Raw genomic sequence first — 19,434 nt, forward strand, 5'->3', positions numbered from 1 at the left:
TCTCCTTAGAACCACACTTCAGCCTGAACGCCGAAGTTCACCGTGTCACTCTCACCGCTGCGGCTATAGCCACCGGCGGAGAGAGTGTTGGTATCCCAGTTATAGTTACCGTCCAGGGCATCAGAGACGCCTTTATCCCACTTCGCGTAGGTTACAAAGAAGCGCAACTGTGGCCGATTCCAGTATCCCGATTCAAAGGTCAGCGTCGGGGCGATGGTCACTTTGGTCAGACCACCTTTGCCTTTCCCGTTGACGCCTTTATAGTTTTCGTCATCGAGATATTCGTAGCCCAGCTCATACTGCATGGCGAAGTTTTTGGTTATCTGATGATATGGACGCACTCCAGCAACCCAACTGGTACGGCCCCAACCATCAGCATCGCTGCTCCACCAACGGTAGTTTTTGTCTTTCTGGTAATAAGCAAAGGTCGATATATCGACACTGCCCAGAGAAGCCATGCTGTCCAGGATCACACGCCAGGATTGGGTATCATCCAGGTTTGCCCAGCCCCAGCCGTTTTTGCCCAGCGAGTCACCCGCCGCTAGCCCCCGGCCGTACTGCATCACCACTTTGGAATATCCCCCCGTCAGACCCCAGAAACCTTCAAAGTTGTAGACCCCTGTAACGCCATAGCCTTTTTCGGCAGAGGTAGGGTGGTTTTCATTGCGGTTCATGTGGTGGCCAATCAACTCCAGGTCAAAGCCCGTGCCGCCAATTTTCTTCAACCACAGGTTGAGAGAGTAGTCATCCGGGTACCCCTGATCGCCTTTATCTACCGGGTACGCTTTGGCTTCATCTGTAGTAGAAAAGGCGTAAACGCCCGCATCGAAACGCGCGAAGCCAAGATCGAGATTGTCAAAACCGCCGCCCGTACCGTTGTACTGAATGTACTCCCAGTCAAACTGGTGGCTGGAGGTGTTCGAGCTGCTGTAACGTTTGCCGCCCCAGAACGTCACATCTGGCGCAAAATCCAGGTTGCTTAATTCCACGTACCCTTCACGGAACTGTACCTCTTTGCCGTCATCGTCCTGACAGTTCCAGTCGGAGGTGCATTTGCTCTGATGGGTAATATTGGCCTGAATTTTGGCAACCGGACCGGCGTCAGATTTCAGCGTCACCTGCGGGATCAGTTCAATCTTCGTATCTTCTTCATTGCCGAGACGCCATTTGCCGTCCGGCATCAGGCCGACAGAGTCAGCACGGTTGCCATCGGAGTTCGCCAGAATGCCCGAACGCATATAACCGTGCAGTTTAAAGTCGTACTGCTCTGCCTGCGCGATACCGCAGACAGCCGCGTTGATGAGAAGAGCCAGAGGTATTAATCGGTTCAACCTGTTCATAAATTTCCTTTTTCTTTTTCTGAGTGAAAGAGCGTCTTATGGCGCGACTGGAAATCTACGGATCAAAAATGGAAATGTACATTCAATTATGGAAAGCGCTTTCCGTAATTGCCGGTTTAAATCACATAATCAAAAATAATGGGAAATAAATCGTGATGCTGATCACACATATTCGAAGGGGAGAATTTAAAAGCCAGCGGCTTACGCGCGCTGGCTGGAAAAGATAAGGGAAAGCGGAGGATTATTTGCTTTCTGATTCTACCAGTTGCCGTTCATAAACGTTGAAAAACGGGCGGTAAATCATCCAGGCATTGAAGAATGCGAACAAACACATAAACAGATTCTTCCAGCTGCCGTTTGCTGACCAGGCGGCACCCAGCGGGGCGGGCATCGACCAGGGTAACATCGCAACCGCGCGGTCAAGCACCCCAAGGTGAGTAAGATACCAGGCAAGACAAGCATTTATCACTGGAACACAAATAAATGGAACTAAAAACAACGGATTAAGGATGATCGGAAAGCCAAAAAGTACCGGCTCATTAATATTAAACAACGAGGGAATAAGCCCGATTTTACTGACGCTTTTTAACTGACGCGAGCGACTACGCAGGGCCATGAAGATCAGCGGCAGCGTTGAGCCAATCCCACCGATTAGCAGATAAAAATCCCAGAAACCCTGCAGATAGATATGAGGTAGAGGCGTCACGTTATTCGCCAGCGCCTGTTGGTTTTCAAAGAGATAAGTCATCCAGAAAGGGTTCATGATACCGGTGACAATCAATGCGCCATGTATGCCGATAAACCACAGTAAGTTGCAGATAACAATAGAAATAATAAGAGCGGTGAGCGTATCTGAGGCGATGATGAGCGGACGAAAAGCTTCGCTTATCATGTCCGGTAAAATCATGCCGGTGTTCTGCTTCAGAAGTGCATTAACCAGGGTAATAGAAAGCATGATGGCGAGGAGAGGCATCAGAAGCTGGAAACCATTGCGCGTCATCACCGGAACCTCCTCCGGCAGGCGGATACACCAGCCACGCCGGTAAAAGAGCCGCATTACTTCAATCGTGTAGAAGCTTGATATTAAAGCGCTAAATATCCCAATCCCACCGAGAAAAGCATTGCTGTTATCCGTCTCTTTGAAACCGATAAATACCAGAAAGGCCAGGCATCCCGTCAGGCCAGAAAGCCGTTCCGGCAGCTGATACTGCTTGCCCAGACTGGCACTGGCGCCAAACGCAATAATCAACGCTACGAGCCCAATGGTCAATTCAAACGTCGGCAGCAGCATCGGCCGAATGGCCTGATATGCCGCGCCATACCACGCACCGGGATTAACGGCAAATGGCGGAAAGATAAGGGGAACCATCACGCTACCCACTATGACAAACGGCATCGCCAGCGCAAAGCTGTCCCGCATCGCTGTTATGTGGGGGCTGCGGGTGAGTAGGTTGGCAAAAGGAGTAACGCGCTGCTCAATCAGTGTCACAGCAACATTCATAAACTGAATGCTCATGGCGAGGCCTATAGAGGACAGGAAAGTTCGGCGATCATCCCCTACATCCCGACAAAGTAAAAGCCTGCATCAGGTGATCGCGCTCACATTTAATGGATCCGCATACGGAAAGCGCTTTCCGTTTTGAATCCGTAAAGATTATAGTCCGCTCATCGTTATTACCTGGTCAGGAGTTTTTATGAAGAAAATCATGCTTTGCTGTTCCGCCGGAATGTCTACCAGCCTTCTGGTTAAAAAAATGTTGGAAGAGGCTGAAAAACGCAGCTTGTCCGTTGATATCAAAGCCTTTGGGGTCGCGGAGTTTGAACAACAGGTGGGGAATTATCAGGTGGTGCTGCTGGGACCACAGGTGAAGTACATGCAAAAAGATCTTCAGAACAAAGCCAACCCCTATGGAATCAAGGTCGAGCCCATCAACATGATGGATTACGGCATGCAAAAGGGAGGCGCAGTTTTAGATTTTGCCCTTTCACTGATTGAAAAAAATAACTAAAGGACATCAACATGAGCGCCCTGTACTCTAAATTAATCAGCGTGATAGAGCGAAAAATCACGCCTATGGCTGGTGCAATTGGCCAGCAAAAGTATGTCACTTCGATCCGTGACGGGTTTATTCTTGCCCTGCCCTTTATGATTGTCGGCTCGTTTATGCTGGTGTTTATATTCCCGCCCTTCTCACCAGATACCAGTTGGGGCTTCGCCCGCGCCTGGTTGCAGTTTTCATTAGACCATCGTGAAAACCTGATGTTGCCGTTTAACTTCAGCATGGGGATTATGACAATATTCATCTCAGTGGGTGTGGCTGCTAGCCTGGCACGTCATCATGGGCTGGACCCGCTGACGTCTGGGATGCTGTCGCTGATGGGCTTTTTACTGGTCGCTGCGCCCTTAAAAGATGGCATGGTATCAACAGCCTATTTTTCCGGGCAGGGCATTTTCACCGCACTGCTGGTGTCGATTTATACTACCGAACTGTATGCTTTTCTGCGTCGCAATAATATTACTATCCGTCTGCCGCCTGAAGTGCCGACCGGTGTAGCCCGCTCGTTTGAGATTTTAATTCCGGTGCTGGCGGTGGTACTGACGCTGCATCCGCTGAATCTGTTCATCGAAGCGCAGCTCGGGATGATTATCCCGGAAGCTATTATGTCATTGGTGAAACCGCTGGTCGCGGCTTCTGATACATTGCCTGCCATTTTGCTGTCTGTTTTGGTGTGTCAGATCCTGTGGTTTGCGGGTATCCACGGTGCGCTGATCGTTACCGGCATCATGAATCCATTCTGGATGGCAAACCTCTCTGTAAACCAGGCCGCGATGGCCGCAGGAACGGCGATCCCCCACATCTATGTGCAGGGGTTCTGGGATCACTATCTGCTGATTGGCGGTGTAGGCTCTACGCTCCCGCTGGCGCTTTTACTTATGCGCAGCAAAGCTGTACATCTTCGCACCATTGGTCGTATGGGCGTCGTTCCCGGCCTGTTTAACATTAACGAACCGATTTTGTTCGGTGCGCCTGTGATTATGAACCCGCTGTTCTTCCTTCCATTCGTCCTGGTTCCGATGGTCAATGCCACGCTGGCATGGTTTGCGCTGGATTTGGGTCTGGTCGCACGTGTGGTCTCAATGACACCCTGGACAACGCCAGCCCCAATTGGTGCCTCATGGGCCGCCAACTGGGCATTCAGTCCGGTCATCATGTGCTTAATCTGCATGGTAACGGCGGTCATTATGTATTACCCATTCCTGAAAGCTTATGAAAAACAGCTTCTTAATCAGGAGTCTGGTGAAAAAGAGCAGGCCCAGCCTGTGGGTCAATCTGAAACTGCATAAACGTATTTACTGCCAGAGGATGTTATGGAATTAGAAGAACAAATTATGGGCATCATCATTAATGCCGGACAGTCCCGCAGCCTGTGTTTCGAAGCACTTCAAAGCGCTAAAGCAGGAGACTTTGCCGATGCGGATGAAAAAATGAAACAGGCGCAACATTTCGCACGTGAAGCGCATCTGGTGCAAACCCAACTTATTGAAGCCGATGAAGGCGAAGGCAAAACCAAAATGACGCTGGTGATGGTACATGCCCAGGATCACCTGATGACCTCCATCCTCGCCAAAGAGCTCGTCACCGAGCTTATTGATATCTACAGAACTCGTCATTGAGTGTTGCGTGATTTAAGAGAGGCAATGCCTCTCTTCTTTTTTCAGGAGAAGCATTATGTACCATCTCGGCCTGGACATTGGCGGCACCAAAATGGAAGCCGTCTTGCTGGACGCTACCGGCACTGTTGTCCTGCGTGAACGCCGTCCAACTTACAAAGACAACTACCGGGGATTTCTGGATAACCTGACAGAGATGATCAATGGCATCCGGTCCGCCACGCAGGTCGGCTTTACGGTCGGCGTAGGTTTACCGGGGGCGATCGATCCTCTGAGCGGACTCATTAAAAACTGTAACTGTCTGGTGCTCAATGGCGAGAATTTAAAGCGCGACCTGACGGTGTTGCTCGATCAGCCCGTCTTTCTGGCCAATGATGCCGACTGTTTTACCTTGTCTGAGGCCGTTGATGGGGCGGGTAAAGGATACGGTACGGTGTTTGGCGTCATTGTGGGTACAGGCTGTGGTGGCGGTGTGGTGGTCAACGGCCAACTACTAAGTGGACCCAATGCGATTGTGGGCGAATGGGGTCATAATCCGCTTCCCGGCTGGCGCTACGAACTGGATGGCCCGGTGGAGCCCTGCTATTGCCAGCATGTAAACTGCGTGGAAAGCTATATCTCAGGCACTGGCTTTAGTCGTCGTTTCAATGCTCGTCATGATACAGCCTTCAGTTCGGAGGTCATTATGGCAGCGGTACACGAGAAGGAGCCTCGCGCGGTGGCGCATTATCATCACTTTATCGATGCGTTTTCCCGGAGTATTGCGGGTGTCATCAACATCCTTGACCCCCATGCCATCGTTCTGGGAGGAGGACTGTCGAACGTGGAAAGCCTGTACCAGGATCTTCCAGAGGCCGTTGGCAAATACATTTTTTCACCGACATGTCGAACTGCCATCGTTAAAGCCAGGTTTGGCGATGCCAGCGGCGTTCGCGGTGCGGCATGGTTGCCTTTACGGAGCACAGGCAACTGAACCAGGTGACTAAATCCTGCCCGTACTTATGTTATTATAGGGAGAACACCGTAATACAGACGACACCATGACAACCATTGATGATGTTTCAAAATTAGCCAATGTTTCCCGGGCTACCGTTTCGCGCGTGCTGACCGGAGCACGTGGCGTTCGTGAAGAGAGCCGCGAGGCCGTATTACGGGCGGTAGAAGAACTCAATTACCGTCCCAGCTTTGCTGCGCAAAATCTGGCGAGCAATACGTCAAATCAGGTCGGTATGGTTCTCCCCGCCCATGAGGCTGATTTTAGCGCAACTCTGTTGCCGCAACTGTCCCTGGCGGTTAAAAATCTGAATAAGTCGCTGATTATTCAATACGTTAATAACGTATCAGAACAGCAGGCCGCCATTGAAAGTCTTCAACATCAGTGTGTCGCCGTCGTGACGCTGGGGAAACCCAGCCGCGAGGTTGCCAGCAACGTAATCGCTTTTGATGATTCTTCGGCTAAAGGCACTGGCCAGGGCTACAACTACGCCTTTGCCACCGAAAGCGCCTGTCGATACGTACTGGGAAAAGGACATCGTAACATTGCCCTGCTGATGGAAGCTGAAGATGACGCTGCCAGCAAACAGATGCTGGAAGGGTATCGCAGCGTATTACAGAACTACTCTCTGCCGTTTAACCGCCAACTGCTGGTCATGGCGAACAACAATATTGAGCAGGCGCTGCTGACATTAATTAATAGCTTTACAAAATATACGGCGATCATTGCCAAACGTGACAGCTATGCCGCTGAAGCAATGCGTTTACTGCGTGATTTTAATGTTGCTATACCCCAGGAAGTATCGCTTGTGAGTCTTGAGGATTCACCGATGGCCTCTCTGCTGTATCCGCCTTTAACATGCATCGCTTATCCTGTTGAGCAGTTACTGGAAGAGTGCGTAAAACGTATTAAGGCGCTTATAGATGGGCATACGCTTTTTGTTCCGGAAGGACGCACCTTAGTAGGCAGGCTGGTTGTACGATCGTCGGTGTCAGAAGTCACCACCTGATGATGTTTTTATAAATATATCTTATTTTTAAATTTCCTTACGGGCATCAGGCAAGCGATGCCCGTAAGTTATAAACGTGTACCGCTGGCTATTTTACAGATTGGCTGAAAATCGGATGTGAAGCTTTTTGGTAAATCTGGTGCGCAATATTGCCTTCAGTTGTGATGTATCCCCTCACCTGTCCCGCCAGAATGGCGACGGGCAGCGTCATGTTTTCCGCTTCAATGGTCCGGAGCCTTTGCTCAGTCTGTCCTCACGATGCTAAGGTAACAAGCGTCGGAAACGACACTCTAAATGGCAAAAACGACATTTCGCAAAGGTAACTATGCTGGAAATTGGTTTGTATCTTTACCCCGGGGTTCAGCAGGCTGCCGTGCTTGGGCTGAACGATCTCTTTGGCGTGGCCAACATGTTTTCCCAAAAATATCAGGCAAATAAAGCGAACCTGCTGAGAGTGACACACTGGCAGCAGCCTGGCCCGAAAGACCTTCCTGTGCGCGTTTTTGATACGGAACCTGAAGCCGACCCGACGTTACCCTCCGCGATGATCGTCCCGCCGACCTTATGCGAGCCTGCCATCATTGACACGACGCCGGCGTTAACGCCATGGCTTACCGGTCTGCACAATCAGGGGGTTATCCTGAGTTCCGTATGCGCTGGCGCGTTTGTCCTGGCATCAACGGGGTTAATGAACGGGCGGAAAATGACCACGCACTGGGCCTATGCCGATTTACTGAGCCAGCGTTTTCCCGACATAGAGGTTGATGTGAATCAGCTCATTATTGATGACGGCGAGATCATCACCGCGGGCGGGCTTATGTCCTGGACAGACCTCGGCTTGCGGTTAGTGCATCGGCTGCTCGGTCCGACCGTGATGATCGACACCGCGCGCATGCTGCTTGTCGATCCACCCGGGCGCGAGCAACGCTATTACAGCGTCTTCTCGCCGCGTCTGACCCATGGCGACGCGGCGGTCCTTAAGGTGCAACACTGGCTCCAGGCAACGCAGGCAAAAGATGCCACCCTGTCGAGCCTGGCGGCGCAGGCGGGATTAGAAGAGCGAACATTTCTGCGCCGCTTTCAGAAGGCAACCGGGATGACCAGCACGGAATATTGTCAGCACCTGCGCGTTGGCCGGGCGCAGGAGCTTTTGCAGTTCAGCAGCGATTCATTCGATCGCATCGCGTGGGAAGTGGGCTACAGCGATCCCGGCGCCCTGCGTAAGATTTTCACCCGCATTGTCGGGCTCACCCCCGGAGAATATCGCCGTCGCTTTAGCGCCAGCCAGGCAAAGGAACAGATGGCATAAAATGGCGATATCACCCCTTATTATGTCGTTTACGCCACTTCAGCCCTATCCCTTTCGCTGTCAAACTTGTGCTTCAATGAGCCATAAAACAGGAATGAGATAATGAAACAACGCGGTTTAATCGTCATCGATCTGCAAAACGAATATCTGCCAGGCGGTAAATTACCCCTGACCGGCATCGAGGCGGCAGCGCATAACGCAGCGCTTGCTATTGCTGACGCACGTTCAAAAGAGATCCCCGTCTTCCATATTCGTCATGAGTTCGCTCATGGCGAAGCACCGGTGTTTGTTCCCGGGACTGAGGGTGTGGAGATCCAGCCAACCGTTAAGCCCGCAGCGGATGAAGCGGTGATCGTGAAGAATTTCGTCAACGCCTTCCGGGACACTGACTTAAAAGCGCAGCTGGATGCGAAAGGCGTTGAAGAGGTGATTATCGTGGGGGCGATGAGCCATATGTGTGTGGATGCCTGCGTGCGGGCGGCGGCAGATATGGGCTACCCGGTCACCGTCCTGCATGATGCCTGCGCCACCCTTGACCTGTCTTTTGGCGGCGTCACTGTACCGGCGGCACAGGTTCATGCTGCGATGATGGCCGCATTTGAGTTTGGCTATGGCAAAGTCCAGTCAACATCAGACTATCTGTCTGCATAATCCCGTGCCAGCGTCCCTTTTCAGGGACGCTTTTTAATAAGTGGGGTTAAAGGTTGACGGGCATCTCATAGGCATCCGCAATCAGTTCCGTCGAGCGATAAATTGCCTCCTGAGAGTGCCCCAGATTCAGCAGCATAATTTCATCAGCATCAATGCGCTGTTGCCAGACGGCCAGCTGGTCAACCACCTGGTTACCGGTGCCGCTCATGATTTTGGCATTCCACATTTTAATCAGCTGCAACTCTCCCGAAGAATAACCGTAGTTTTCGGCTTCCTGCGGCGTTGGGACGATAAATGAGCGGCCTGTGCTCATGCGCATCATCGCGTGGGAATAGGCCCATGCCTGACGCCGGGCTTCATTCTCATCATCCGCTGCCATCACACCAAAACTGGCAATAACATAAGGCCGGTCAAGATTTGCAGAAGGACGGAAGTTCTGGCGATAGACCTTGATGGCCATCATGACGTTCTGATCGGCCAGATGCGCAGCAAACGCAAACGGATACCCCATTTGCGCCGCCAGCCGGGCAGAATAGTCGGACGAACCCAGCAGCCAGACGGGGGGACGCTGATACGCGCCTGGCACCCCATTTTCTTTATCCTGCAGCGGGCCGGGAACGGCATACACGCCTGCCTTTTGCCACGGATGCCCTTTCGGGAAATCGCCTTTCAGGAAGTGCATTAACTCATCAAGTTGTTTCGGGAAACTGTCTGCCCCTACGTCACCGCGCCGCAGCGCCGACGCGGTGGCCATATCGGTTCCCGGGGCACGCCCGACGCCCAGATCAATACGGCCCGGCGCAAGGGAGGCCAGCAATCCGAACTGTTCAGCCACCACCAGCGGCGGAAAGTTAGGTAACATCATCCCGCCCGCGCCAAGCCGGATATGGGTCGTTTCACCAATTAACCGCGCCAGCAATAACGGCGGCGAAGGGGTAGTGACGCCAGGCATAGCGTGGTGCTCCGCAAGCCAGTAACGGGTAAAACCACGCTTATCAGCCAGACGGGCAAGCCGGATGCTCCCCGACAGCGCCTCATGCGCCGTTACCCCTTTTCCCGCCATAGCGAAGTCCAGCACGGAAAGTGGAACCGGAGCCCCGCCCCGGCGCGTACCAAAAATGACCTGATTCACACTGTCGTTCCTCAAAATGATAAGGCGGCTACGTCTGGATGACGTAGCGCAGAGGAGACAAATTTTGCGGAGAATAACGTCAGGGCACAATTGACCTGAATGACAATATTAGAAACTATTGGGCCAATCGCTGGGATATGTTCAGGCCTGTGTACCGCGCCGCTGACAGAAGGTACGCCGGTATTCTGAAGGCGAGGTGCCCAGATGCGCCGTAAACTGCAGACGTAAAGACATCGGCGTCCCAAATCCCACCTCAGAAGCAATGCACTCTACCGGCAGTTCGGTGATTTCCAGCAGCTGCTGGGCACGCGCCACGCGCTCGGCATTTAACCATTTAGTGACGGTCGTGCCGGTTGTGTCGCGAAAGCGACGGGTAAATGTACGGCGGCTCATTTTCGCCACGCCCGCCAGCGTATCGAGGGTTAAGGGTTCAGACAGATGTTCCCGGGCCCACTCCAGCACTTCAACCAGGCGTCCGACGCAGGGCAATTGCGGAACCGGTTGTTCAATATACTGGGCCTGCCCGCCCTGTCGGTGCGGCGGCGTGACCAGCTGGCGGGCGATCCGGTTAGCCATATCGGAGCCATGCTGCTGGCGGATCATCTCAAGGCAGCAATCAAACGCCGCAACGGTGCCAGCGGAGGTCACAATATTGCCATCCGTCACATACAGCACATCCGGTCGGAACTTCGCGTCAGGAAAACGGCGGGCAAAAATCTCCCGGGCAACCCAGTGGGTCGTCGCCTCCCGCCCGGCAAGCAACCCGGCAGCGCCAAGGACAAATGCCCCCAGGCAAAACCCGACTATCGGTTTCCCCTGCGCATTGGCGGTTTGCAGCGCCTCAATGATGTCGTCTGGCACCTCTTCTTCCGGATCTTTCCAGGCCGGAACCACGATAATATCGGCCTCCTCCATCGCCTCCAGACCGGATGAAACGCTAATTGGTAGCCCTTGATCGCTGATGATTAGCCCCGGGGACTGCGCGCAGTACTGCACATCATAGGCCGGGAAACCTGCGGGCTTATTCACAACGCCGAAGGCAACGGCAGGTACAGAAAGCTGAAACAGACTGACTCCTTCAAAAGCCAGGACCACAATACGAACCGCAGACACGGAAACCTCGCAGACAAAAAAGGGATATAAAGGACAGCAGAGCCCTGTACCAATAACATACTTCGCCGCCTGTCCGCGACCTTTCGCAAGGTGCGGACAGGGGTAGGGAGAGAGGTTTATTTACAGGCCACCAGATCGGCCATTTGTTCAGCATCAGGCAAGCCGACGATTTGTTGCAAAGCCCGCGCCTTATTCAGGTAATAAATGGCAGGCGTACCGCTGGCCCCTGTCTGCTCCATAAGCTGCTGATTCTGCTGTATCTGCTTAAACACGGCGGGCGGCGTGTTGCCTTGCAGCGCCGGTTTAATCTTTCCGTCGCTACTCTCAAGGTCATGCCAGGCTTTAGCCGGATCCTTCGCGGAGAGGATTGCCGCCGCATACTGCGCGCTGTCCGGGCGGATCACGCCAACCAGCAACGTTTTGGTGCTGATACTTTTATCTTTGATAAAAGGTTGGGCCTGATGCCAGAACTTGTTGCAGTAGGGGCAGAAGGGATCGGAAAAAACCACCACCTGGCACTTCGCGTCCGCGCTGCCTTCCGAAATCCCCGGCGCGGCGGTGAGCTGCTTCCACATTTCGCGCCCGGCGGGAATATAAATCTCATCATTGATGATTTTCTCGCTCAGGTTATTGCCTTGCGTATCATACATATAGCCTGAAACCACATGCTTTTTATCCGGGGTAAGGTAGAGCGTTACGCCCATATCCTGATATTTACCCAACCACCCTTCCACGCCTCCGGGGGCGCTAAACGGCTTAATAATTTCAATGCCCTGCTTCTCCATTTGTTTAACAGGTTCGGGCAGGTCAGCGGTCTGCGCCTGAGCGGTAGCGCTAAGCAGCAGAATTAACAGTGTCAGGATCTTGTTCATTATTTTTCCTCAGTAAAATCAGGAGACGGGGCCGGATTCGCCCTCGTCAGCGTGGTCAACAGCGCGTCTTTGCTCAAAAGGGAAGGCAGGACATGCCCCTGCGGAATGGCAGGGCCAAAAATGGCGTTAAAAGGAATGCCGCTGGCGCCGTAGCGGCGCAGGAACTGCTCGATTTCAGCAGAGGGCTGACTCCAGTTTCCCTGCAACAGCACAACGTCGTCGCGGTTTAAGGCAGCAATCACCTCAGAGCGATGAAGCACCAGGACTTCATTAACCCGGCAGTTCAGACACCAGTCGGCGGTAATATCCACCAGCACGCGCTTTCTGGCATCCAGCGCCTCACTGAGCGCCGCTTCACTGAGCGGTTGCCAGTTCAGAGGGGAGTCGGCCTTCCCCTGGGGCTGGGGAGCCAGAAAAGCATACAGTCCCGCGCCAAACAGCACGCCAAACACCAGGCTGCGCAGATTCTCTTTGTGGTTCGGCATGGCCTGCGCGCAGCGGAAAAGGAAAAACGCCACCATCAAACCGCCGCCGATCAGCACATAGCGTGCGCCCCACTCTTTCACCAGCAGCGACATCAGCCAGAGACAGGATCCCAGCATCAGGAGCACCAGCACCAGGCGCAGTTTTCCCATCCAGGGGCCGGGTTTAGGCAACCAGCGCGCCACGCCGGGGGCGATGCTGATTACCAGCCAGGGAAGACTCATCCCAACACCCAGCACCAGGAAGATGAGCCACAGCTGATGCACGGGCGCGGCTAACGCGAAGGTCACGGCAGTACCAAGGAAAGGTGCCGTGCAGGGTGTGGCAAGCAGGGTCGCAAAGGCGCCTTCAAGGAAACTCCCCCCGATGCCGTTACCACCGGCGGTAGCCAGCCGGGTGGAAAGCCCGGAAGGGAGGCGGATCTCAAGCAGACCTGCCAGGCTGAAACAGAAGATCCACGTCACCAGCACCATGGTGGCAATGAACCAGGGGCTCTGGAACTGGAAGCCCCAGCCAATCCAGGCACCGGACAGCCGCAGGCCGGTGATGACTGCCGCCAGCACCAGAAATGAGAAGATGATCCCGGCCGCGGTTGCCAGAAAACGCAGCCGCGTCTGACGGCGGCTACTCTCAGCCAGGGTCATCAGCGAAGCGAGTTTGATCCCGAGTACAGGCAGGACACAGGGCATCAGGTTCAGAATAAGCCCGCCCGCTAACGCCACAACCACGATCTGCCATAGCGTGGTGGACGGGCTGATATCGACCCCGAGCTGCTGGCTCTGCGCACCATTGCTGACCAACAGAGGGAGCTGCTGTAGCCGGGACGCATCCAGCGGGTTGCCCTGCTTATCGCTGACGCTAAACCGGGCGGTCAGCGTATCACCGAGGATCTCTGTCTGCGGTGGCGACAGATTCGCCCCGGCCGGGTTGTCAGCAAAAAGATCGGGCCGCGACCAGCCTTCCGGGGTGGTCAGTTTCACAATCAGCGTGTCATTGTCCGCGACGACAGATTTAACCGCCACCGGGCCGTTATCTGGCGGAACAGCGCGCATCGCGTTGTCCCAGGCCTCGGCAAAGTGCGCTGACGGACCGGAGGCCAGGTCGATATCCAGCGGGAAGGAATTGACCACGCAGAGATTGCTGCACAGCGAAAGCGTCAGTTTCCCGCGCAATCGCTGGCGCTCATCGATGGCAACGTCCAGCGGAAACACGACGCGGCGATCGTAGCCGACGGAACTGAAGCCAGCAGAATCAAACCGGACGGGTCGGGGCCAGTGCCACTGCGTTTTTGTCTGCGGCTCCCATGCGATCGCGGGCCGAAAGCCGCCATCGCCGGGCGTTCGCCAGTAGGTTTTCCATCCTTCATTGGGGGTCACGTCCAGCAGCAGACGTACTTTCCCCTCTGCGGGCGCATCGTGCCAGACATGAACCTGAGCATGTAAATTGTCAGGCTTTATCGGCCAGCCCGGTACCGCGGCTGAGGCCGCAGACAGGCTGAATAACAGGAACCACAGGCTCCTGAAAAAGGTTTTCATATGTTTTCTCCGTGAAAAAGTGACTAAACAGGAACGTCCGGTTCAGTCATTCACGGAAAACGCAGTTCTTAAGATGTATTCGAAGTAAGGGGGGGCGGAAAAAGATCACCGGTCTCGGCAAGACGCTGATTTTAAGCAGCACCGCTAAAACAAGAACCAGCAGACCGGGTAAGAGCAGAATGGTATCGAAATGGAGGGGCTGCGCACTAAGCAGCGAGTGGGCGCTCAGCTCACAGGGTGACAACCCTGGCGACGTAAGTTCCTGCGGGCTGGTGTCAGCAGTCAAAGAGAGCGCGGCGGCTTTGACCTGCATGTGATGCAGGATACTGGCCCGCTGGGTCAGACAGATCAGCATGACAAAACAGGCAACCACCAGAAGCGCGACCGCTTTAAGTTGCCTGTTTTTATGTTGAGTCGGACCCGTCAGGATAGTCATGGGCAATGAGAATAGTGAGCGACTCGCCAGCGGGCAAGCGGCAATTTGTAAAGTAATGCCAGCCCGGGCGTTCCGGCAGGGGTCAGTTTCACCCTTCACGCAGGATCTCTTTCACCCACTGGCTGAAGGCCACAATCCCCGGTCGGTTCAGGTTTTCACGCGGCATAATGAGATCATATCCATGCCCGGCTGGAATTTCCTGTTCAAAGGGCATAACCAGATCGCCCGCGGCAACGTACTTCTTAATCAGCCGCTTTCTGCCCATCGCCACCCCGCATCCGCTGACCGCCGCCTCAATCGCCATCTGACAATTGTTGAAGCTCATAAAATTCTCTTCCACCGGCAGGGGCTGGTTTGTGACCTGACACCATTCGCGCCACTCTGAAAAGACGTCCTGCGAATCCACTGACTCAGAAGCATGGATGAAGGGGATATCCGCAGGCCAGTCACCGTTAGCCAGGAGGCTATTTTTTAACGCCGGCGAACACACAGGAACCAGCGCCTCGTCGGCCAGGCGCTCACAATAGAGATCCGGATAGCGGAGATTGCTGTAGTAAATCGCAGCATCTACCCGTTCCAGATTGAAATCCACCAGCCCTGCCCTGACCCGGAAATTAATATTCAGCCCAGGCCACCGCGCCCGGAATTCGGCTAAACGCGGGATCAGCCACAGGAAAGCAAACGTGGGGGGAAGTCCCACAGAGAGTGTGCCGCGCAATCCCTGGACGCGAATATCTTCGATTTCATCATTAATGCGCTTAAGGGACATGGACAGGACGTTCAACAGTCGCCCCCCTTCATCGGTAAGCTGCAACTTGCGGGTCAGGCGGAGAAACAGCCTGAACCCCAGCAGGGTTTCGAGATGCCGTATGCGTTGGCTCACTGCGCCCTGGGTCAGGTTGAGCGTTTTCGCGGCCCGCGTAAAGCTGAGATGATGCGCGGCTATTTCAAAGGTATGCAATAGCGCCAGCAGATTTTCCTGAGCTAACATAGTGATAATCTCCGTCCGGTAGCCTTTATGCATTAAATGAGCTAATGCATACCCCTGAAACGATCGTTTGTCCAGCCGTGCTCGCTGCCTTTTAATCGTGGTGACAAAGACATCATAAAAAGGAGCACGAAGGTGAAAGATCTAAAAATCGTGGTTATCGGTGCCGGTTCGAGTTACACCCCGGAGTTAATGGAAGGCATCATCAAGCGACAGCATGAATTTCCGGTCCGCGAGTTGTGGCTGGTGGACATCGAAGAGGGTCGGGAGAAGATGGCTATTATCGCCGGCCTCACCCGACGAATGCTGGAAAAAAATGGTCTGGATATTCCGGTTTTTGAAACGCTGAATCGTCAGGAAGCCCTGAAGGATGCCGATTTTGTCTGCTCCCAGTTCCGGGCCGGTTGCCTGGACGCGCGTATCAGCGACGAGCGTATTTCACTGAAATACGACATGATTGGCCAGGAGACCAACGGACTGGGCGGGTTCGCTAATGCGTGCCGCACCATTCCTGTCGCCCTGGAAATTGCGGCCGAAATGGAGCGACTCTGTCCCGACGCCTGGTTGCTTAATTTCACAAATCCCTCAGGAATGGTCACCGAAGCCATTCTTAAACACAGTAAAGTGCGTACGGTTGGGCTGTGTAATGTGCCGGTCATTATGCAAAAAGGGATTGCGAGTTTACTGGGGGTCAATGACGTCAATGACTTTATTCTCCAGGTAGCCGGGCTTAACCACTTTATTTTCGCACGTCATATCTGGCATGAAGGCCGCGATAAACTGACTCAGGTAATCCAGAACATTTCCGCAGGCAACGACCCGCTGATCCCACGTAATATTCCCCCTTTCAAATGGCCGGAGGGTTTGCTGGAAAACCTGGGCATGATCCCCTGCCCTTATCTGCGCTACTACTATATGAGCGACGACATGTATCGCCAGGAGTTGGGCGAGGCGCAGGGCGAAGGAACCCGTGGCGAAGTGGTGAAAGCCCTGGAAAAACAGCTCTTCGATATCTACCGTAACCCCGAGCTGGCTGAGAAACCGAAGGCGCTGGAGGGACGTGGCGGTCAGTATTACTCAGATGCAGCATGTGAACTGATGAGTGCGATCTACAACGATAAACGTATCATTATGCACGTTAACACGCGCAATAACGGCGCCATCGCCGGCCTGCCGGATGACTGTGCCGTTGAGGTGAGTTCCCTGATCACCCGCTCTGGACCTATTCCGCTGAACGTCGAACCTTTCCCGGAGGATACGCTGCGCCTGATCCAGCTGATGAAGAGCTTTGAGGCACTGACGATCGAAGCGGCTATTACCGGCGATCGCCACACGGCGTGGCGTGCGCTGGTCATTAACCCCTTAATCAACAGCGGCCAGGTGCTTGAAAAGGCGCTGGCGGAGGTTATCGAGCATAACAAAGCGCTGATGCCTGCGTTCCACAAACACCCTTAAATTCGCAGAACCTGTAAAACGGCTGGCTGCCAGTCAGCCGTTTATTGCTTTTCATTAGCAATCTCTCTTTTTCACCTTTCCTGATACGCAGATTATTTTTATTTAAATAACTCACATCAAAAATAATAACCACAACACAATAAAGACAATCAATAAAATATCTCAGAAAGCAATTGGGCCAAATGCCGTTAATATCGGGACAATATTATTAACGTCGCCCAACAAACAGAGATCATAGTCACAAACCCACGATCGGAGAATTGTTTCACTCATCGAAATAAATGCAGAATCCCTTTACCATCCGGGCATCAACGGTGTTTTCATTCGTTATCATTCATTTACTTACAGGCAAAACGCAGGGACCAAGAAGATATATGCAAAACAACAACATGCTTTTTAAATATAAATTGCTGGCAATATTGTGCGCATCGGCGACATTAACGGCAAACGCCCAAAATATGCCTCAGCCTGGCCTCGGACATATAACGGCTCCCCTGCTGACACAGGATGGCTATCAGTTTAAAGATCTGAATCGTGACGGAAAGCTTAACCCGTATGAGGACTGGCGTTTAACTCCCGCGCAGCGGGCAGAAGATTTAACCCGGCGAATGACGCTGCAGGAAAAAGCCGGTCTGATGATGCATGGCACAGGGCCCGTAAGCGAAAATAACTTCGGCAATGGTGATGTCTACGATTTGAACGCTGCCCGGAAAATGATCGTTGATGCGCATATCAACAGCATCCTGACGCGGCTTGGCGGCAAAAACCCGCGTCGTCTTGCCGAACAGAACAACCATTTACAGGAAATTGCAGAGAGCGGCCGGCTGGGTATTCCGGTGACGGTCAGTACCGATCCACGAAACTCTTACCAGGCGCTGGCCGGTATCAGCAATCCGGCAGGTAAATTCAGCCAGTGGCCGGAACCCATCGGGATTGGTGCCGCCGGGAGCGAAAGCCTTGCCAGACAGTTTGCCAGCAGAATTGGCCAGGAGTACCGCGCTGTGGGGATCACCGAGGCCCTCTCTCCTCAGGCTGATATCGCCAGCGAACCGCGCTGGGCGCGCATCAGCGGAACGTTTGGCGAAGATCCTGAGCTGGCAAGGAAACTGGTCCGGGGTTATATCACCGGCATGCAGAACGGCAGCCAGGGGCTCAATCCGCACGGCGTAGCGGCCGTGGTTAAACACTGGATGGGTTACGGTGCCGCCGAGAACGGCTGGGATGGTCATAACGCCTATGGCAAAAACGTCGTTTTCAAAACCAATAATCTCGAAGACCATATCGTGCCTTTTAAAGGCGCTTTTGAATCCCGGGTTGCGGCAGTGATGCCCACGTATTCGGTGTTAAAAGGCGTCAACCTGAACGGTAAATCCCCGGAGCCGGTAGCCGCAGGCTACAGCCATTTTCTGTTAACCGATTTACTGCGGGGCGAGTACAAATTTAACGGCGTGATTATCAGCGACTGGTTAATCACCAACGATTGCGATGACGAATGCGTCAATGGCGCTCCCGAGGACAAAAAGCCGGTCACAGGCGGCATGCCCTGGGGTGTGGAGTCCTTAACCAAAGAGCAGCGGTTCGTTATGGCAATCGACGCGGGGATCGATCAGTTCGGCGGCGTCACGGATTCAGACATCATCACCGGGGCCGTCGAAAAAGGCCTGGTCAGTGAAAGTCGCATCAACCAGTCCGCTAAGCGCATCCTGAGGCAAAAATTTGAACTTGGCCTGTTCGAGCAGCCTTACGTCGATGCTGCAAAGGCTGACGATATTGTGGGCCGCGAGGAGACGCAGAAAGAAGCTAACGAGGCGCAGAGGCACTCTCTGGTTCTGTTACAGAACAAGAATGTCCTGCCCCTCAAACCGGGAACCCGCGTCTGGCTTTATGGCGCCGAAGCGGCTGCGGCAAAGAATGCCGGTTTGATTGTGGTCGATCGCCCGGAAGAGGCGCAGATCGCGGTAATGCGCACATCCGCACCTTTTGAACAACCCCATTACAATTACTTTTTCGGTCGCCGCCATCATGAAGGCTCCCTGGAATATAAGGCCGACAGTGAGGTCATGAAAACCCTGAACGCTGTCGCCCGCAAGGTGCCGGTCGTGATGACAATGTATATGGAAAGACCGGCGGTACTGACAGACGTCACCGATAAAACGCAGGCGTTTATTGCTAACTTTGGCCTGAGTGACGAGGTGCTGTTTTCACGCCTGACATCGGATGCCCCTTATTCAGGCCGCCTGCCCTTTGCGCTGCCTTCGTCTATGGAGGCCGTGCTGAAACAGGACCCTTCCGTACCGGGCGATCTGCACGCTCCGCTGTATGCGTTAGGTTTCGGGCTTTCACGCTGATACGCAGCGTTTAAACAGGTCTGTGATTGCCTCCTGTAGCCGTAGGCGGGAAACTGCTTACGGCTTTTTGATTGTAGGTAGCAATCTACAACGGAT

17 protein-coding genes are annotated in these 19,434 nt (G+C 53.6%); 9 read left to right on the forward strand and 8 right to left on the reverse strand.

What is annotated here, in order from left to right:
- Positions 1-5: 5 nt before the first annotated feature.
- Positions 6-1,340 carry a maltoporin gene (locus tag ACP4QI_RS11605; protein ID WP_426494580.1) on the reverse strand — a complete coding sequence of 445 codons (1,335 nt, stop codon included), beginning with the start codon at positions 1,338-1,340 and terminating at the stop codon, positions 6-8.
- 241 nt (positions 1,341-1,581) lie between these two features.
- Positions 1,582-2,856 (reverse strand): PTS sugar transporter subunit IIC, encoded by a 1,275-nt coding sequence (locus ACP4QI_RS11610; RefSeq protein ID WP_426494579.1) that lies wholly within the window; start codon positions 2,854-2,856, stop codon positions 1,582-1,584.
- Positions 2,857-3,034: 178 nt separating this feature from the next.
- On the opposite strand from ACP4QI_RS11610, the gene ACP4QI_RS11615 reads away from it, so the two are divergent.
- The 7 genes from ACP4QI_RS11615 to ACP4QI_RS11645 all read left to right on the forward strand — a co-directional run bounded on the left by ACP4QI_RS11615 (position 3,035) and on the right by ACP4QI_RS11645 (position 8,976).
- Positions 3,035-3,349, forward strand: a complete 315-nt coding sequence (locus ACP4QI_RS11615) for a PTS sugar transporter subunit IIB (protein WP_156263874.1) — start codon at positions 3,035-3,037, stop codon at positions 3,347-3,349.
- 11 nt (positions 3,350-3,360) lie between these two features.
- Positions 3,361-4,686 (forward strand): PTS sugar transporter subunit IIC, encoded by a 1,326-nt coding sequence (locus tag ACP4QI_RS11620; protein ID WP_285125782.1) that lies wholly within the window; start codon positions 3,361-3,363, stop codon positions 4,684-4,686.
- 24 nt (positions 4,687-4,710) lie between these two features.
- A complete protein-coding gene (locus tag ACP4QI_RS11625; protein WP_156263876.1) occupies positions 4,711-5,016 on the forward strand; it encodes a PTS lactose/cellobiose transporter subunit IIA in 306 nt (101 codons plus the stop codon).
- A 55-nt stretch (positions 5,017-5,071) separates the two neighbouring features.
- The gene (locus ACP4QI_RS11630) at positions 5,072-5,986 is read left to right on the forward strand and encodes an ROK family protein (RefSeq protein ID WP_426494578.1); all 915 of its coding nucleotides are present in this window, start codon (positions 5,072-5,074) and stop codon (positions 5,984-5,986) included.
- Positions 5,987-6,053: 67 nt separating this feature from the next.
- Positions 6,054-7,016 carry a LacI family DNA-binding transcriptional regulator gene (locus ACP4QI_RS11635; RefSeq protein ID WP_156263878.1) on the forward strand — a complete coding sequence of 321 codons (963 nt, stop codon included), beginning with the start codon at positions 6,054-6,056 and terminating at the stop codon, positions 7,014-7,016.
- A 325-nt stretch (positions 7,017-7,341) separates the two neighbouring features.
- On the forward strand, positions 7,342-8,325 hold the full coding sequence (locus ACP4QI_RS11640; protein ID WP_285111791.1) for a GlxA family transcriptional regulator: 984 nt from the start codon (positions 7,342-7,344) through the stop codon (positions 8,323-8,325).
- 102 nt (positions 8,326-8,427) lie between these two features.
- Positions 8,428-8,976: a cysteine hydrolase family protein gene (locus ACP4QI_RS11645; RefSeq protein ID WP_142489614.1), complete on the forward strand. Its 549-nt coding sequence runs from the start codon at positions 8,428-8,430 to the stop codon at positions 8,974-8,976.
- A gap of 46 nt (positions 8,977-9,022) precedes the next feature.
- Here the strand turns inward: ACP4QI_RS11645 and ACP4QI_RS11650 are convergent, their stop codons facing one another.
- The 6 genes from ACP4QI_RS11650 to ACP4QI_RS11675 all read right to left on the reverse strand — a co-directional run bounded on the left by ACP4QI_RS11650 (position 9,023) and on the right by ACP4QI_RS11675 (position 15,538).
- A complete protein-coding gene (locus ACP4QI_RS11650) occupies positions 9,023-10,108 on the reverse strand; it encodes an LLM class flavin-dependent oxidoreductase (protein WP_285128683.1) in 1,086 nt (361 codons plus the stop codon).
- A gap of 141 nt (positions 10,109-10,249) precedes the next feature.
- Positions 10,250-11,221 carry a GlxA family transcriptional regulator gene (locus ACP4QI_RS11655; protein ID WP_142489616.1) on the reverse strand — a complete coding sequence of 324 codons (972 nt, stop codon included), beginning with the start codon at positions 11,219-11,221 and terminating at the stop codon, positions 10,250-10,252.
- 116 nt (positions 11,222-11,337) lie between these two features.
- Positions 11,338-12,093, reverse strand: coding sequence for a thiol:disulfide interchange protein DsbG (gene dsbG, locus ACP4QI_RS11660; RefSeq protein WP_285128681.1), 756 nt, complete (start codon positions 12,091-12,093; stop codon positions 11,338-11,340).
- Positions 12,093-14,111, reverse strand: a complete 2,019-nt coding sequence (locus tag ACP4QI_RS11665) for a protein-disulfide reductase DsbD family protein (protein ID WP_426494577.1) — start codon at positions 14,109-14,111, stop codon at positions 12,093-12,095. The genes dsbG and ACP4QI_RS11665 overlap by 1 nt, the downstream gene beginning before the upstream one ends.
- A 46-nt stretch (positions 14,112-14,157) precedes the next feature.
- Positions 14,158-14,646 (reverse strand): copper-binding protein, encoded by a 489-nt coding sequence (locus ACP4QI_RS11670; protein WP_426494576.1) that lies wholly within the window; start codon positions 14,644-14,646, stop codon positions 14,158-14,160.
- Entirely contained in the window at positions 14,636-15,538 is a 903-nt protein-coding gene (locus tag ACP4QI_RS11675) for a LysR substrate-binding domain-containing protein (protein ID WP_285111874.1), read from the reverse strand. The genes ACP4QI_RS11670 and ACP4QI_RS11675 overlap by 11 nt, the downstream gene beginning before the upstream one ends.
- 132 nt (positions 15,539-15,670) lie before the next feature.
- Between ACP4QI_RS11675 and ACP4QI_RS11680 the strand changes: the two genes are divergently transcribed.
- A complete protein-coding gene (locus ACP4QI_RS11680; protein WP_156263886.1) occupies positions 15,671-16,990 on the forward strand; it encodes a 6-phospho-beta-glucosidase in 1,320 nt (439 codons plus the stop codon).
- A gap of 608 nt (positions 16,991-17,598) precedes the next feature.
- Complete coding sequence (locus ACP4QI_RS11685; RefSeq protein ID WP_445730289.1) at positions 17,599-19,338, forward strand: glycoside hydrolase family 3 protein; 1,740 nt, start codon at positions 17,599-17,601, stop codon at positions 19,336-19,338.
- Positions 19,339-19,434: the final 96 nt, after the last annotated feature.

This window comes from Leclercia sp. TB492 (assembly GCF_049974505.2).
GTDB lineage: Bacteria > Pseudomonadota > Gammaproteobacteria > Enterobacterales > Enterobacteriaceae > Enterobacter > Enterobacter adecarboxylatus_C.

Bases quoted from the DNA above. Each gene is read 5' to 3' on its own strand.
- ACP4QI_RS11665 (WP_426494577.1), bottom strand. From the start codon at position 14,111: ATGAAAACCTTTTTCAGGAGCCTGTGGTTCCTGTTATTCAGCCTGTCT.
- ACP4QI_RS11675 (WP_285111874.1), bottom strand. From the start codon at position 15,538: ATGTTAGCTCAGGAAAATCTGCTGGCGCTATTGCATACCTTTGAAATA.
- ACP4QI_RS11685 (WP_445730289.1), top strand. From the start codon at position 17,599: ATGACGCTGCAGGAAAAAGCCGGTCTGATGATGCATGGCACAGGGCCC.
- ACP4QI_RS11620 (WP_285125782.1), top strand. From the start codon at position 3,361: ATGAGCGCCCTGTACTCTAAATTAATCAGCGTGATAGAGCGAAAAATC.
- ACP4QI_RS11645 (WP_142489614.1), top strand. From the start codon at position 8,428: ATGAAACAACGCGGTTTAATCGTCATCGATCTGCAAAACGAATATCTG.
- ACP4QI_RS11625 (WP_156263876.1), top strand. From the start codon at position 4,711: ATGGAATTAGAAGAACAAATTATGGGCATCATCATTAATGCCGGACAG.
- ACP4QI_RS11605 (WP_426494580.1), bottom strand. From the start codon at position 1,340: ATGAACAGGTTGAACCGATTAATACCTCTGGCTCTTCTCATCAACGCG.
- ACP4QI_RS11610 (WP_426494579.1), bottom strand. From the start codon at position 2,856: ATGAGCATTCAGTTTATGAATGTTGCTGTGACACTGATTGAGCAGCGC.
- ACP4QI_RS11615 (WP_156263874.1), top strand. From the start codon at position 3,035: ATGAAGAAAATCATGCTTTGCTGTTCCGCCGGAATGTCTACCAGCCTT.
- ACP4QI_RS11640 (WP_285111791.1), top strand. From the start codon at position 7,342: ATGCTGGAAATTGGTTTGTATCTTTACCCCGGGGTTCAGCAGGCTGCC.
- ACP4QI_RS11630 (WP_426494578.1), top strand. From the start codon at position 5,072: ATGTACCATCTCGGCCTGGACATTGGCGGCACCAAAATGGAAGCCGTC.
- dsbG (WP_285128681.1), bottom strand. From the start codon at position 12,093: ATGAACAAGATCCTGACACTGTTAATTCTGCTGCTTAGCGCTACCGCT.
- ACP4QI_RS11635 (WP_156263878.1), top strand. From the start codon at position 6,054: ATGACAACCATTGATGATGTTTCAAAATTAGCCAATGTTTCCCGGGCT.